This window comes from Streptomyces sp. NPDC043878 (assembly GCF_056435735.1).
The window spans coordinates 146,619-159,951 of the sequence record NZ_JBWKDW010000002.1; the positions used below are offsets into that span (position 1 = coordinate 146,619).

The following is a 13,333-nucleotide window of genomic DNA, read 5'->3' on the forward strand; positions in this document are numbered from 1 at the left end:
ACCCCGCTGGGGCCCCCGGCCGTCATCCCGCCGAGGTCCCGGCCGCCCTTCCTCCCGCCGAGGCCCCGGCCGTCATCCCGCGGACGTCAGCACCAGTCCCGAGGTCGGCACCCCGGTGCCCGCCGTCACCAGGACCCGTGCGGCGCCCGCCACCTGGTTCACCGCCGTGCCCCGGATCTGCCGTACGCCTTCGGCGATCCCGTTCATCCCGTGCAGGTACGCCTCCCCGAGCTGGCCCCCGTGCGTGTTCAGGGGGAGGTGCCGTCCGGCCACGAAGTCCGCCGCCTCCCCCCTGCCGCAGAAGCCGAACTCCTCCAGCTGCATCAGTACGAACGGGGTGAAGTGGTCGTAGAGGATGCCCACGTCGATGTCGGCCGGGCCGAGCCCGGAGGTGCGCCACAGCTGCCGGGCGACGAGGCCCGTCTCGGGCAGGCCGGTGAGGTCGTCGCGGTAGAAGCTGGTCATCTGCTCCTGTCCGCGCCCCGCGCCCTGCGCGGCGGCCGCGACGACGGCGGGCGGTCGCGGCAGGTCGCGGGCCCGCTCCAGCGAGGTGACCACGAGGGCCTGGCCGCCGTCCGTCTCCTGGCAGCAGTCCAGCAGGCGCAGCGGCTCCACGATCCAGCGGGAGGCCGCGTGGTCGGCGAGGGTGATGGGCCGGCCGTGGAAGTACGCGGCGGGGTTGGTCGCCGCGTACCCGCGGTCCACGACGGCCACGTGCCCGAACGCCTCCGGGGTCAGTCCGTACGCGTGCAGATACCGCTGGGCCGCCATCGCCACCCAGGAGGCCGGCGTGAGCAGCCCGAAGGGCAGGGACCAGCCGAGCGCCGCGCCCTCGGCGGACGGTTCGCGGTGCTGCACCCCGGAGCCGAACCGGCGGCCCGAGCGTTCGTTGAAGGCGCGGTAGCAGACCACCACCTCGGCCACGCCGGTGGCGACGGCGAGCGCCGCCTGCTGGACGGTCGCGCAGGCCGCCCCGCCGCCGTAGTGCACGCGCGAGAAGAACGACAGCTCGCCCATCCCGCAGGCCTGGGCCACGGTGATCTCCGGGCTGGTGTCCATCGTGAAGGTGACCAGCCCGTCGACGTCCGCCGGGCTCAGCCCCGCGTCGTCCAGGGCGGCCCGCACCGCCTCCGCCGCCAGCCGCAGCTCGCTGCGCCCCGAGTCCTTGGAGAACTCGGTGGCCCCGACACCGACGATGGCCGCGCGACCGCCGAGGCCGTCCCCGCCCCGCACGCTCACCGGGCCTCCCCCGCCGGGAGGGTGACCGTCACGGTGCCGGTCACATGGGTGCCGATGCCGTTCGCGCCGACAACCCGTACCGTCGCCGTCCGGCCGTCGGCCTCCTCGACCGTCCCCCGCAACACCATGGTGTCGCCCGGGTAGTTGGGCGCGCCCAGCCGGATCGCCACCCGGCGCAGGGTCGCGCCCGGCCCCAGGTGGTCGGTGACGTAGCGGCCGACGAGGCCGTTCGTCGTGAGGATGTTCATGAAGACGTCCGGAGAGCCCTTGCGCCGGGCGGCCTCCGCGTCGTGGTGGACGTCCTGGTAGTCGCGCGAGGCGAGGGCACCGGCGACGATCAGCGTGCGGGTGACCGGGATCTCCAGCGGGGGCAGCCGCTCGCCGGGCCTCACGCCGACTCCTCGCGGGCGCGGAAGACGGGGAGCGTCAACTCCTCGTCATACGCCTGGAATTCGAGCCGCACCGGCATGCCGATCCGCACTTTGTCGTACGGCACTCCGATCACGTTGCTGATCATCCGCACCCCTTCCGGCAGCTCGATCAGCCCGACCGCGTACGGCCCCGCCGCGCCGGATTCCCGGTCGGCGGCCGGCGCGAAGGCGGGGAAGGGCGGGTGGTGCATGACGACGTACGAGTAGACGGTCCCCTCGCCGCCCGCCTCGACGGTGTCCCAGTCCGGGCAGCCGCAGGTGTTGCAGCCGGGCAGCCAGGGATGACGCGGGGTGCCGCAGCCGGTGCAGCGCTGGACGAGCAGCCGGTGGTGCCGGACGCCCTCCCAGAAGCCGGCGTTGTCCCGGTTGACGACGGGACGGGGGCGGCGGGCGGCTGTCTTCGGACTCCGGTTCGCCGGGGCGTACTTGAGGATGCGGAAGCGGTGCGTGCCCACCAGGTCGGGGCCGACGCGGACGTCCGTGCGGGTGGTGACGAAGTACCCGGTGCCGAGCCTGGTCGTCTTCCGCTGCGACACCGACTCGATCACCGTGTCGAAGGTGATCTCGTCCCCGGGCCGCAGGGGTCGCGCGTACTCCTGCTCGCTGTCGGTGGCGACGACCGAGGTGCAGCCGGCCGCGTCGAGCAGACCGAGCAGTTCGTCGTACGGCCCCGACCGGTCCGCGTGCCCGGAGAGGCCGGCCATGGTCCACACCTGGAGCATGGTGGGCGGGGCGACGGCGTCCGGGCCGGTGTACGCCGGGTCCGTGTCGCCCATCGCCTCGCACCAGTGGCGGATCATCGGCAGGTTGACGGGGTCCCGGCCCCGCCCGGCGACGGCGGCCGGCTGCCCTTCAAAGATCTTCAGCCGCGCGAAAAGGGCGTCACGATCGTCGTGCTCCACGGGCCAGCCCTCCGGATGCCGGTACGCCACAAGGTTTCTGACTGTCCGTCAGATGACGTGGAGTGTCAATACGGCTCGGCGGTGGGCGTGAGCGCGCGTGGGGCCGACCCGGCCCAGGAGGTGGGCGGTGTGTTCGAACAGGGGGCCACCGCCGGGACGGCGGACGTGTTGCCGTTCCCCTGGTTTGAAGGCCGTGATCGCGGAGCCGTTGGCCTGGGTGGTGTCGCTCTGGTTCGAGGCACCGGAGCCCACCGCCTGCTGCCGCGTGGTGGACGAGTGCCCCGGTTGCCGTGCCCGACCCCGCTGCCGGTGACGGTCGCCACGCCCGCGTTCGATCCGTTGTCCGCGAAGGCGCCGTTGTCAGCCGCCGTGACGCCGCCGAAGGGCGACCGCGAGCGGAAGGGCGGAGACGGCGGCGATGACGCGGGCGGTTCGGATGCTTGCCCTGTGGTTCCTCCAGACCACGTTGCGCACCGGCCGGATGGCCGGGGCGGGTGAAGTACGGCTTATGGCAAGGCGGTTGGCCGACCGCCTCGGCGCTGTGCACGAGGTCGCGACTCCAGAGTCGCCCACCGAATCCCCGGCGAACCACCCCGGAAGCCGCTTTTCGCCCTCAAGCGTGATGACAGGTCGATGAACCCCGTCCGTCACCCGAGCCACAGGACAGGGCACGGCGGCACACCGTGGGCGGCCTCGACCCGGACCCCGCACGGGAGGAAGCGTTACGGCGGCTTCCCGGCCCACTCGACCGCGTCGGCACTCACGCACTCTTCCCATTTTCGAACACGTGTACGAACATAGGGGTATGGCCACCACCGACCGGCAGGCCACGACGCTGGCCCTCGCCCACGCCCTGTCCGCCGCCGAACGCGGCCTGGCCGTCATCCCCCTGTCCCGGACGAAGCTCCCGGCGCTGCGCTCCCCGCACCGCGACACCCCGGACCCCGCCCCCTGCCACGGCGAATGCGGGCGCATGGGCCACGGGGTGCACGACGCCTCCACCGACCCGGCCCGCGTCCGCCAGCTGTTCGCCGCGGCCCCCTGGGCGACCGGCTACGGCATCGCCTGCGGTCTGCCCCCGTACCACCTGATCGGCGTCGACCTGGACACCAAGGCGGGCACGGACTCCTCCGCCGCCCTGCGCGAACTCGCCCTGCGGCATCTGTTCACGATCCCCGCGACGGTGATCGTCCTGACCCCCGGCGGCGGCCGGCACCTCTGGCTGAGCGGCCCGCCGGACACCGTCGTCCCCAACTCGGCCGGCCGGCTGGCCCCCGGGATCGACATCCGGGGCGCCGGCGGCTACCTGGTCGGCCCCGGTTCCCGCACCGACCACGGCAGTTACACGACCGCCCCCGGCTGCGCCCACCTGGCCCCCGCACCCTGCCCGCCGGCCCTGCTGCGCCTGCTGCTCCCCCCGCCCCGCGCGCACCACGCGTCCGCGTCGTCGCCGGGCGGACACGGCCATGGCCTCGTCCAGTTCGTCCTCGCCGCCCACGAGGGCCAGCGCAACACCCGCCTGTTCTGGGCGGCTTGCCGTGCCTACGAGAACGGCATCGGCCCCGACCTGGTCGAACCCCTCGTCGACGCGGCCCGGGGCACCGGCCTCACCGAACGCGAGGCCCGCGCGACGATCGCCTCGGCGGCACGGATGACAGGGCGCAGGCCGTGACGTCCGGGGGACCGTTATGGAGCGGCGCCCCAGAATGCGGACCATGTCCCTGACCGGTGTCGTCCTCTCCTCCGGCCGCCCGGTCGAACTCCGCGAACTGCGGCTCTCCTCGACCTACGGCGGCCTGCCGGACGGCTATCCCTGCCGGCCCGTCAACGACCGGCGCGTCACGGACCTCCTGGCGACCGCCCGACGCGCCTTCCCGCTGTCCCGGGTCCACCTCGTCCCACCCGCACGCGAAAACCCGGACCAGTACGCGGGCGCCCTCGGCCCGGTCGAACTGCTGCCGCCCGTGGCCTGCGTGGGCGCGTTCCGCTCCGCACCGGTGGACCCCGCCCACGACCCGGACCTGTACCGCTCGTCCCTCACCGTCGTCTGGTTCCAGCCCACCCCCCACGTCCCGACGGCCTGCGACGCCGACACCGCCCTGCGAGACGTCCCCTGGGAGGAACTGGCGGCGGACTACGAGCTGTAGGACGCGGTGCTCGGTGGGCGCGGTGTCACCGGCGTCCCCGCCCGGGGGAGGCGGTGTCACCGCCGTCCCCGCCCGGGGGAGCGGGCCGCCCACCGGGCCACCGGGCCACCGGGCCACCGGGCCACCGGGCCACCGGGCCACCGGGCCACCGGGCCACCGGGCCACCGGGCCACCGGGCCACCGGGCCACCGGGCAGTGTCCCGCTCCCTCGGCCCGCGGCCCGCGGCCCGCGGCGGCGGGTTGGGGCGACGGCGTTTCGGCCGTCTTCCGATCCGGTCCGCGGTCTAGGCTCGGCCCGTGGGTCAGCCCGAGCAGCGCGCCGAGGGCGCAGGACCGTTCACCACCCGCCTCACCTGGCACGTTCCCGGTGGCGGTACCGCTGTGTGGGACTCCCGGCTCGCGCGGCGCCGCGGTGTGCTCGCCGTCCGTCCCCCCGGCGGGGCAGCCGGCCGGCACACCCGTGCGGACGACCTCTCCCTCACCCGGCTGCGCAGACTCAACGCCGTCGCAGCCATCGCCTTCGTCCTCGGCGGGGCGCTCTTCGCGGCCGGCGCGTCCGTCGCCCAGTTCGCCTCCGGCGACGCCACCGTGTGCGCCTCGGTCTACTTCGCGGGCGGCCTGTTCTTCAACACCGGCGGGTACGTCTCGCTGCTCCAGGTGATCAACGCGCCGCGCCATGTTCCGGGAGGCGAGGGGCGGCTGATCACCCGTCACTGGCGGTGGTGGAGCTATGAGCCGACGCGAGTGGACTGGCTGAGCACGTTCGTCCTCTTCGCGGGCACACTCGTCTTCGCCGTCAACCTGCTGGACTCCTTCCTGCACGGCCTGACCGCCCAGCAGGTCAACCGGCTCGTCTGGGCGCCCGACGTGATCGGCTGCGTCCTCTTCCTGATCTCCGGCCACCTGGCCTTCGTGGAGATCTGCCACGGCCGGCACTGGCCCTGCTTCCACCCGCGCGACCTCGGCTGGTGGATCGTCGCCGTCAACCAGCTCGGCTCACTTCTGTTCATGGTCTCGGCGCTCGCCGCCTTCACCCGCCCGACCGACGGCAGCCTGATCAACTCCGGAATCGCCAACTGGGGCACCCTGACCGGCGCCCTCTGCTTCTCCGTGGCCGGTCTCCTGCAACTCGGCGAACACCCGTGATTCCGCTGGCGCCCGAAGCGCGCCGTGCCGTCAGGTGCTCAGCGATCTCCGGCGGCGCGGTGGAGAGTCAGGGAAGGATCAGCGTCGCCGCGGTGCCCAGTCAGCCACGTCGAACAGCCAGAAGCCGAACAGCATCACGACACCGCCGAAAGCCTTCACCGCCAAGCCGAGGTGGTGTGGCGTGTTGGTCATGGAGACGCTGACCAGGTTGATGACAAGTCCGGCAGCCACGGCCAACTGTGCCCAACCGAACGCGACGGGGCGGCGGACGTCACTCCGGAACCACGCCGGAATCCAGCCCCGACCAAGGGTGGCGACTCCCCCGACGAGCAGCACCGGCGAGCCGACCACCTCGATGAATTCCAAAACCATGATCGGCCTCCACTTCGGAGCGGGATCCTGACACACTCCCCGCGGATTGCCCAGCCGATCGTGTGAGCCCCGCGCCCCGTATGAGCGCCCCACCAGCACCCCAGACGGCTGCCAGGGGGGAGCCTTCCGGTCCGTTCGAAGGTCTCCGGAAGGTTCCCTGTGCACACCACCGTTTTCCTGCTGCGGAGCGCGCTGGGCCTCGGTGGCGGTCTGGTGGGCGCGTGGGAGATGGGCCGCCAGGCTTCGGGACCGGGTCGGAGGAAGCCACGGGTCTTCTCCGCACTGGCGGCCGTGCTGCTCGCCGTCTAGAGATCACCGGACGACGTGCCCCTCCCGTGCCCGTTCGGTCGGGAAACAGCGGGGAGCCACGCTCTGCGGCGGACAACACTTACGCGAACGGCCCCTGACCGATTTACCTGGTCAGGAGCCGTTCACCTGCGGTGGGTGTGGGATTTGAACCCACGGTGACATCGCTGCCACGACGGTTTTCAAGACCGTTCCCTTAGGCCGCTCGGGCAACCCACCCCGCCACCGCCCACCAGGGGCGGAGCGGGTACAGCGTACCGGCCGTGGGCAGTCCCGGGGAGCACGGGCCGCGTGAGGGGCGCCTGTGCCTCCGGTGCGGACGCGGAGGCTCGTGTCAGCTGTCGCCCTGGCGGGAGCTCAGGGTGAGGTCGACCGTGTGGGTCTTGCCGTCGCGCTCGTAGGTGATCGTGACCTTGTCGCCGGGCTGGTGGGTCCAGATCTCGCCGATCAGGGTGGGGCCGGAGTCGATGACGTGGTCGTCGAGCTTGGTGATGACGTCGCCGGGCTTGAGGCCGGCCTTGTCCGCGGGGCCGCCCGACTCGACGGCCGACGAGCCGCCCGCGCCCTGCTCGGTGATCTTCGCGCCGTTCGTCGACTCGTCGAGGGAGACGGAGGCGCCGATCTTCGCGTAGACCGGCTTGCCCGTCTTGATCAGCTGCTGGGCCACGTAACTGGCCTGGTTGATCGGGATGGCGAAGCCCAGGCCGATCGAGCCGGACTGGCCGGTGCCGCCGAGGCCGCCGCTGCCGGAGGACTGGATCGCGGAGTTGATGCCGATGACGTTGCCCTGCGCGTCCAGCAGGGGGCCGCCGGAGTTGCCCGGGTTGATCGACGCGTCGGTCTGCAGCGCGCTCATGTACGAGGCGTTGCTGCCGCTGCCGTCGCTCGACGCGACCGGGCGGTCCTTGGCGCTGATGATGCCGGTCGTGACGGTGTTGGACAGGCCGAAGGGGGCGCCGATCGCGATCGTCGAGTCGCCGACGGCCACCTTGTCGGAGTTGCCCAGGGTGAGGGGCTTCAGGTTCGACGGGGCGTTCTTGAGCTTGATGACGGCCACGTCGTAGCCCTGGGCGTGGCCGACGACCTCGGCGTCGTACTTCCTGCCGTCGGGGAAGGTGGCCGAGAGCTTGCCACCGTCGACCGCGTCCGCCACCACGTGGTTGTTGGTGACGATGTGGCCCTCGGTGTCGAAGACGAACCCGGTGCCGGTGCCGCCCTCGCCGCTGGTGCTCTCGGCCGTGATGGTCACGGTGCTCGGCAGGGCCTTGGCGGCCACGCCCGCGACGGTGCCCGGGTCGCGCTTCACGGAGCCGCCGCTGTTGGAGGCGGAGACCGTGGTGGAGGAGGTGTCGTCGTTGTGCTTGGCCAGGGTGTAACCGAGACCGCCGCCGAGGCCGCCGGCGACCAGCGCGGCCACCAGGACGGCGGCGGCGAGCCCGCCGCGCCCACGGCGGGGCTTCGGCTGCTGCTGCTGATAGGAGGAGCCCCAGCCGGAACCTGCTCCGCCGCCGTCGGCGTACGAGGGTGTGGCGGGCGGTGGGGGCGGCCAGCTGCCCTCCGGGCCGGGGCCGCCGTACGGGGCCGGGCCCTGGGAACCCGCCGAGGCGTAGGCGGGAGCCTGGCCGGCGTGCACCAGTTCCGGCTCCGGTGCGGTGGGCGCGCCCGGCGGCACCGGCGGCAGCGGGGTCGTCGGTGCTCCGCTGCCGTGCGCGGCGGCCTGCGGGGAGGCTGCGGGGGAGTCCACCGGCACGGGAGGTGCGGACGGGGCCGGGGGTACCGCAGTGCCCTCGTTCTCGGTGTTCACAGCTTTTCTCCTAGATCCACGGCTGTTGTTCGGGTTCGCACTGGGCCACGCCCGTTCACGCTCGTCGACGGTCCGGCGCGATGCAGCTGTGCATGTGCTTTTGTATGCCGCCAGCTTTTCCCACAAGACGTCAGGGCACCATAAGCGGATACTGTGCGTCCGAGGCCATCCTTTATATAGGACCTGTAGGACTAAAAGGCCGCAATCTGTGGCGTTTATGCGGCCCTCGTGTGCCACGCATACCCCGGCACGGTGGCACCATGACGCGGTGACCCACGCACGACCGCACCGAACCCAAGTCGTCGCCCACCGCGGAGCCTCCGAGGACGCGCCCGAACACACGCTGGCGGCGTACCGAAAGGCCATCGAGGACGGCGCCGACGCTCTCGAGTGCGATGTCCGGCTGACCGCGGACGGACACCTGGTGTGCGTCCACGACCGGCGGGTGAACCGTACATCGAACGGCCGGGGCGCGGTGTCGGCCCTGGAGCTCGCCGATCTCGCCACCCTCGACTTCGGCTCGTGGAAGACCCGGGAGTCCTGGCGCGGCCGCGACGAGGAGCCCGACTGGGAGCACCGCCCGGAGGACGCGGAGGACACCTCCGTCCTCACCCTGGAGCGACTGCTGGAGCTGGTCGCGGACGCGGGGCGCCCGGTGGAGCTGGCGATCGAGACCAAGCACCCCACGCGCTGGGCGGGACAGGTCGAGGAACGGCTGCTGACGCTGCTGAAGCGGTTCGGGCTGGACGCCCCGGCGCCCTCCGGGTCCACGGTCCGGGTGATGAGCTTCTCGGCGCGTTCGCTGCACCGCGTGCGGGCGGCCTCACCGACCCTGCCGACGGTCTATCTGATGCAGTTCGTCTCGCCCCGGCTGCGCGACGGGCGGCTGCCCGCGGGTGTCCGGATCGCGGGCCCCTCGATGCGGATCGTGCGCAACCACCCCGCCTACATCGAGCGCCTGAAGCGGGTCGGCCACCAGGTGCACGTGTGGACCGTGAACGAGCCCGCGGACGTGGAGCTGTGCGTCGGCCTGGGCGTCGACGCCCTCATCACCAACCGCCCGCGCGCGGTGCTGCGTCAACTCGGTCGCTGACTGGTAACGACCTGTGACGGAGCCTTGACCCGGCCGGTCCCGTGCAGCATCCTCCGATCTCGGCCACACCGTCGAGTTCCAGCCACGCACTCACAGGGAGTGCTCCGGCGCGTTCGGTCCGTGTTCGAGGGCGGCGAATGCGTCGTCGGGGGTCGATTGGCCGGTTTCCGGCACAGGTCGATGGGGCATCCACACCGTGGCGTGGGGCAAAGGAGGTCTCGGGGGTGGCGTTGGTGGTGGCACAGGAGGTGCCCACGTCGTCGAGCATGGCCGTTCCCCATGGCCCTGCGGGCGTGGGCAAGGCGCGACACTGCATGCGCGATCAGCTGCGCAGGGGAGGCGTGTCGGAGACGGTCATCGACGACGCCGTACTGATCCTTTCCGAACTCCTGAGCAACGCGTGCAAGCACGGACGGCCCCTGGGTGACGCCATGGCCGGGGACGGTGACGTGCGCGCCGCGTGGCGTGTGGAGAACGGCGGCAGGCTGACGGTCGAGGTCACGGACGGCGGTGGACCCACGCGCCCCGCTCCGTCCACGCCCTCGGTGACCGCGCGCGGCGGCCGGGGGCTCAACATCATCACCGCGCTGGCCAACGACTGGGGTGTCCGGGACGACACCCGCGGCGAGGTCACCGTGTGGGTGATCGTCCACGAGGACGTTCATGATCCGCAGGCAGGGCACCGGCGCGACGACTTCGCTACGCGCGTCACCGCCCCCGCCGTGGCACTACCGGGCCGGGACTTCGCGGACGCCTTCGACGACCTCGACTGAGGCCGACCGCGTTCCACTGAGGTCGGCAGACGTCGGCTGAGGCGACAGACGTCGGCAGCCGTCGGCTGAGGTCGACAGACGTCGGCTGAGGTCGACAGACGTCGGCTGAGGTCGACAGACGTCGGCTGAGGTCGACAGACGTCGGCTGAGGTCGACAGACGTCGGCAGACGTCCGCTAAGGCGACAGATGTCAGTCGTCGGCTGAGGCGGCAGACGGCGGCTGAAGTCGCCAGACGTCGGCAGACGTCGGCTGAGGCCGACCGGGGTGGGACCGCCCGGCCGGACCGGGCGGAGCGCGGTCGCGCCGGGACGTTGTCCACAGGGTCCCGTCCCTGACGGCGCGAACGGCTAGGCTCCCGCCCGTACGAGACGAGCCGTAACCGGGAGACACCCACGATGGCCAAGAAGCGACCCCAGACGAAGGCCAAGCGGCCGCAGCACAGCGACGCGGCCCGCGCCGTCGGCGCCGGTGGAGAGGTTCCGGTCGTCGGCGCGCGCGAGCCCTGCCCGTGCGGCAGCGGCCGCCGCTACAAGGCGTGTCACGGCCGGGCCGCCGCCCAGGCCGCGACGGAGCTGGTGCACCGCCCGTTCGACGGGCTGCCGGGCGAGTGCGACTGGGTGGCGCTGCGCGAGCTGGTCCCGGCCGCCACGGTCGCGCTGCCGCTGAAGGGCGGTCTGCCGGAGGGCGTGCCGTCGGTCACCCTCGCCACGGTCCTGCCGATGGCCTGGCCGGCCCTGCGCCGTGACGACGGCTCGGTGCTGCTCGGCCTGCAGAACGACACGGCGTCCGGCGACATCAGCCGCGACCTCGCCGACACCCTCCAGCGCGCGCTCACCGCGGAGCCGGGTACGCCGGTGCAGGGCCGCCGCGCCCCGGCCGACGGCCCGCGTCTGCAGGACCTGCTGGACCCCGAAGGCGCCTTCGAGCCAGTTGTGCACCCGGGCTTCGAGTTCTGGGTGCCGGACCCGGAGAACTCCACGCCGGAGGTGGCCGCCTCCCTGGAGCGGGCCAACGCCGCGGCCATCCCGACCGCGAAGCTGACCGGGGTGGACGCCGCCTACTGGTGCGAGACCCCGGACAAGAACCACCTGCGCTGGGTCATGCCGTACCCGGAGGAGCAGCTTCTGGACGCTCTCGCGCGGCTGCACGCGGCGGGCCGCTCGTCCCTCGGCGAGGGCACCCGGCTGGTCGGTTCCTTCCGTGCTCACGGCCTGACCGTGCCGGTCTGGGACCTGCCGAGCACGGTGACCGCGGAGGACATCGAGAAGCCGGCCGCCGAGTTCGCCGAGCGTCTCGCCGGCGCGCTGGCCTCGGAGGCGCCGCTGACCGCGGAGGAGCGCCGGGCGCGCGGCGGCCTGACCAACCGGCAGGTCACCCTCAGCTGACGCACAGGTGTCGCGTCCCGTGCGGCTGACCGGTCGGTCAGCCGCACGGGAAGGTGCGGCGCCGCGGGGCCGCAGCGGCAACTCCCGTAGAAGTCAAGCCAGTCGGTGTCCGAATAGCCGAGGAATCCCTCGGATCGAATTTGCGAACAGCCGATCTCTTGTTACCGTTCGAGTAGCCCGGTTGCTGGTGCATCCCCCGTCGCCAGCAACCGGGTCTTTTCATGCGCCTCTTCCCTGTACGGAATGACGGCGCGTGTCAATTGCCTTCCGGCGTACCGGAGTTGCTGCCCGACCGCAGCAGCAGTGGTCCTTCTCCCGCTCGTGCGGCGAACTCCGTGACCGCCGTGTACCCGTCGGGGCTCCCCCGCAGGCGTTCCCGGGGCGTCTCGCAGGTTCCCGGCTCGTCCTCGGCGCCCACCGCGCAGCGCGTCTGCACGGTGCGGCCGGCCGGCCCCATGAGGCTCAGCACGGAGTCCAGTGCGCCGCCGGTCGCGTTGCGGTAGTAGGTGCGCGCCCAGGTCTCCCCGCCCTGTGTCAGGACGCAGGTCTGCGCCTCGATGCCTTCGGGGGAGGCCAGTTCGGGGCCGCAGCGGGCCGCGGTGGCCAGGCCCACGCCGAGCAGCAGGGGGGACCGGGTGGGCGCGGCCGCGGACGCCTTGTCGTCGGCGCGCAGCGGGGCCGGGGAGGGCGGGGCGGGCAGCGCGGTGCGTACGGCCGAGCGACCCTCCCGGCCCGCCGGTCCCGCGGACGCCACGGCCAGCGGCAGCGCGACCGCGCACGCCACGACGCCCGCGAGGGCGAGCAGACGGAGGTTCATGGTGGGGAACATAACGACCGGGAACGGCCGGGGCGTTCCGCCCGCGCCCGACACCCTTACAACTCGGGCGCGCTCACACCCGTACGAGTGAGGGCCTCGACGACCGCGTCCACCACGGCCTCCACGTCGGGCACCCACGGGGCGGCCGAGCCGGGCAGCGGGGCGCGCTCCCAGCTGATCGGTCCCTGGCCGGACCCGGAGGGGGGCAGGGCGAGGTAGCCGCCCTCGCCGTGGAAGCGGAGGGAACCGGGGACGAAGTCCTGGGCGTAGAGCAGTTCGCCCAGCTGTTCCATCGAGTACGGCTTCACCAGCAGCGCCCAGCGGGTGGGCGCGGCGACGACCGGGCCGAGGCGCATGCCCCTGCGGTCGAGCACGGCGAGGGCCCGGGCGGCCGCGGCGGCGGGCAGGCTGACCGCGCAGGGCGCTCCCCCGCCCTCGGCGGCGCCCGGGCGGGAGGTCGCTCCGGTGGCCATGACGATCGGCGCGGTGGGCCGGTTGGTCCACCACCAGCGCACCATGCGTTCGTCGGTGGTGGCCGCGAGGAGGCCTGGGTCGAAGGGGTGGGCGCCGGGCACCGAGCAGTCCGGGTCGGGGCAGGCGCAGCCGACCCGTCCCCGCGGATCCGCCGCCACGCCGGGGAGTACGGGCCACTGCCATTCCGTCGCGAAGGTCAGGGCCGCGCCGATCAACTCAGGCCGCCCGTCGCTGCGCTGGGACAGGAGCCTGCGTCGCCTTCCGAGGATCTCGCGCATGAGCGCTCGTTCCTTTCCGTTGCACGCCGGCAACACCGTGGTCCATCACACCATGTGTCGATCACTTCACTGTGCGTACCTGTTGGCGCATCACACCCCTGTCCGAGACAAGGGGGTCCCTATGGCCGAACGTCTGGCTGTGTCCGCTTCCATAGTGCGTCCATC

14 protein-coding genes, 1 tRNA gene and 1 pseudogene are annotated in these 13,333 nt (G+C 72.7%); 7 read left to right on the forward strand and 9 right to left on the reverse strand.

All coding sequences use genetic code 11. The features are described from left to right. Positions 1-72 precede the first annotated feature (72 nt). The 4 genes and pseudogenes from AC07AZ_RS04375 to AC07AZ_RS04390 form a co-directional block, all read right to left on the reverse strand. Positions 73-1,239 carry a lipid-transfer protein gene (locus AC07AZ_RS04375; protein ID WP_478843675.1) on the reverse strand — a complete coding sequence of 389 codons (1,167 nt, stop codon included), beginning with the start codon at positions 1,237-1,239 and terminating at the stop codon, positions 73-75. Continuing rightward, a complete protein-coding gene (locus tag AC07AZ_RS04380) occupies positions 1,236-1,631 on the reverse strand; it encodes a MaoC/PaaZ C-terminal domain-containing protein (protein ID WP_478843677.1) in 396 nt (131 codons plus the stop codon). Before AC07AZ_RS04380 ends, AC07AZ_RS04375 begins: the two co-directional genes overlap by 4 nt. Next, complete coding sequence (locus tag AC07AZ_RS04385; RefSeq protein WP_478843679.1) at positions 1,628-2,572, reverse strand: bifunctional MaoC family dehydratase N-terminal/OB-fold nucleic acid binding domain-containing protein; 945 nt, start codon at positions 2,570-2,572, stop codon at positions 1,628-1,630. The genes AC07AZ_RS04380 and AC07AZ_RS04385 overlap by 4 nt, the downstream gene beginning before the upstream one ends. A 177-nt stretch (positions 2,573-2,749) precedes the next feature. Continuing rightward, positions 2,750-3,037, reverse strand: a pseudogene (locus AC07AZ_RS04390) (hypothetical protein); the annotation flags it as partial. 340 nt (positions 3,038-3,377) lie between these two features. Here AC07AZ_RS04390 and AC07AZ_RS04395 point away from each other — a divergent pair. The 3 genes from AC07AZ_RS04395 (at position 3,378) to AC07AZ_RS04405 (ending at position 5,865) form a co-directional block, all read left to right on the forward strand. Next, positions 3,378-4,244 carry a bifunctional DNA primase/polymerase gene (locus tag AC07AZ_RS04395; RefSeq protein ID WP_478843681.1) on the forward strand — a complete coding sequence of 289 codons (867 nt, stop codon included), beginning with the start codon at positions 3,378-3,380 and terminating at the stop codon, positions 4,242-4,244. 43 nt (positions 4,245-4,287) lie between these two features. After that, positions 4,288-4,719: a hypothetical protein gene (locus AC07AZ_RS04400; RefSeq protein ID WP_478843683.1), complete on the forward strand. Its 432-nt coding sequence runs from the start codon at positions 4,288-4,290 to the stop codon at positions 4,717-4,719. Between the two features lie 297 nt (positions 4,720-5,016). Next, a complete protein-coding gene (locus tag AC07AZ_RS04405; RefSeq protein ID WP_478843685.1) occupies positions 5,017-5,865 on the forward strand; it encodes a hypothetical protein in 849 nt (282 codons plus the stop codon). A 78-nt stretch (positions 5,866-5,943) separates the two neighbouring features. On the opposite strand, the gene AC07AZ_RS04410 is transcribed toward AC07AZ_RS04405, so the two are convergent. Continuing rightward, a complete protein-coding gene (locus tag AC07AZ_RS04410) occupies positions 5,944-6,237 on the reverse strand; it encodes a hypothetical protein (protein ID WP_478843687.1) in 294 nt (97 codons plus the stop codon). A 159-nt stretch (positions 6,238-6,396) separates the two neighbouring features. Here AC07AZ_RS04410 and AC07AZ_RS04415 point away from each other — a divergent pair, with 159 nt between their 5' ends. Continuing rightward, positions 6,397-6,546 (forward strand): hypothetical protein, encoded by a 150-nt coding sequence (locus AC07AZ_RS04415; protein WP_478843689.1) that lies wholly within the window; start codon positions 6,397-6,399, stop codon positions 6,544-6,546. Positions 6,547-6,675: 129 nt separating this feature from the next. On the opposite strand, the gene AC07AZ_RS04420 is transcribed toward AC07AZ_RS04415, so the two are convergent. Next, positions 6,676-6,762: transfer RNA gene (locus AC07AZ_RS04420), tRNA-Ser, on the reverse strand. Between the two features lie 115 nt (positions 6,763-6,877). Then, positions 6,878-8,347, reverse strand: a complete 1,470-nt coding sequence (locus tag AC07AZ_RS04425; RefSeq protein WP_478843691.1) for a S1C family serine protease — start codon at positions 8,345-8,347, stop codon at positions 6,878-6,880. A gap of 268 nt (positions 8,348-8,615) precedes the next feature. Here AC07AZ_RS04425 and AC07AZ_RS04430 point away from each other — a divergent pair, with 268 nt between their 5' ends. From AC07AZ_RS04430 to AC07AZ_RS04440, 3 genes are all read left to right on the forward strand, one after another. Continuing rightward, the gene (locus tag AC07AZ_RS04430; protein WP_478843693.1) at positions 8,616-9,440 is read left to right on the forward strand and encodes a glycerophosphodiester phosphodiesterase; all 825 of its coding nucleotides are present in this window, start codon (positions 8,616-8,618) and stop codon (positions 9,438-9,440) included. 137 nt (positions 9,441-9,577) lie between these two features. After that, positions 9,578-10,213 (forward strand): ATP-binding protein, encoded by a 636-nt coding sequence (locus AC07AZ_RS04435; protein ID WP_478843695.1) that lies wholly within the window; start codon positions 9,578-9,580, stop codon positions 10,211-10,213. Between the two features lie 396 nt (positions 10,214-10,609). Further along, entirely contained in the window at positions 10,610-11,599 is a 990-nt protein-coding gene (locus tag AC07AZ_RS04440; RefSeq protein ID WP_478843697.1) for a DUF5926 family protein, read from the forward strand. Between the two features lie 256 nt (positions 11,600-11,855). On the opposite strand, the gene AC07AZ_RS04445 is transcribed toward AC07AZ_RS04440, so the two are convergent. Together AC07AZ_RS04445 and AC07AZ_RS04450 are read right to left on the reverse strand one after the other, a co-directional pair. After that, entirely contained in the window at positions 11,856-12,416 is a 561-nt protein-coding gene (locus AC07AZ_RS04445) for a hypothetical protein (protein WP_478843699.1), read from the reverse strand. Between the two features lie 56 nt (positions 12,417-12,472). Then, complete coding sequence (locus AC07AZ_RS04450; protein ID WP_478843701.1) at positions 12,473-13,168, reverse strand: bifunctional DNA primase/polymerase; 696 nt, start codon at positions 13,166-13,168, stop codon at positions 12,473-12,475. Positions 13,169-13,333 lie beyond the last annotated feature (165 nt).

Excerpts from the sequence above, each read along its gene's own strand:
- AC07AZ_RS04445 (WP_478843699.1), bottom strand. The coding sequence starts at position 12,416 with ATGAACCTCCGTCTGCTCGCCCTCGCGGGCGTCGTGGCGTGCGCGGTC.
- AC07AZ_RS04410 (WP_478843687.1), bottom strand. The coding sequence starts at position 6,237 with ATGGTTTTGGAATTCATCGAGGTGGTCGGCTCGCCGGTGCTGCTCGTC.
- AC07AZ_RS04435 (WP_478843695.1), top strand. The coding sequence starts at position 9,578 with ATGCGTCGTCGGGGGTCGATTGGCCGGTTTCCGGCACAGGTCGATGGG.
- AC07AZ_RS04395 (WP_478843681.1), top strand. The coding sequence starts at position 3,378 with ATGGCCACCACCGACCGGCAGGCCACGACGCTGGCCCTCGCCCACGCC.
- AC07AZ_RS04450 (WP_478843701.1), bottom strand. The coding sequence starts at position 13,168 with ATGCGCGAGATCCTCGGAAGGCGACGCAGGCTCCTGTCCCAGCGCAGC.
- AC07AZ_RS04400 (WP_478843683.1), top strand. The coding sequence starts at position 4,288 with ATGTCCCTGACCGGTGTCGTCCTCTCCTCCGGCCGCCCGGTCGAACTC.
- AC07AZ_RS04440 (WP_478843697.1), top strand. The coding sequence starts at position 10,610 with ATGGCCAAGAAGCGACCCCAGACGAAGGCCAAGCGGCCGCAGCACAGC.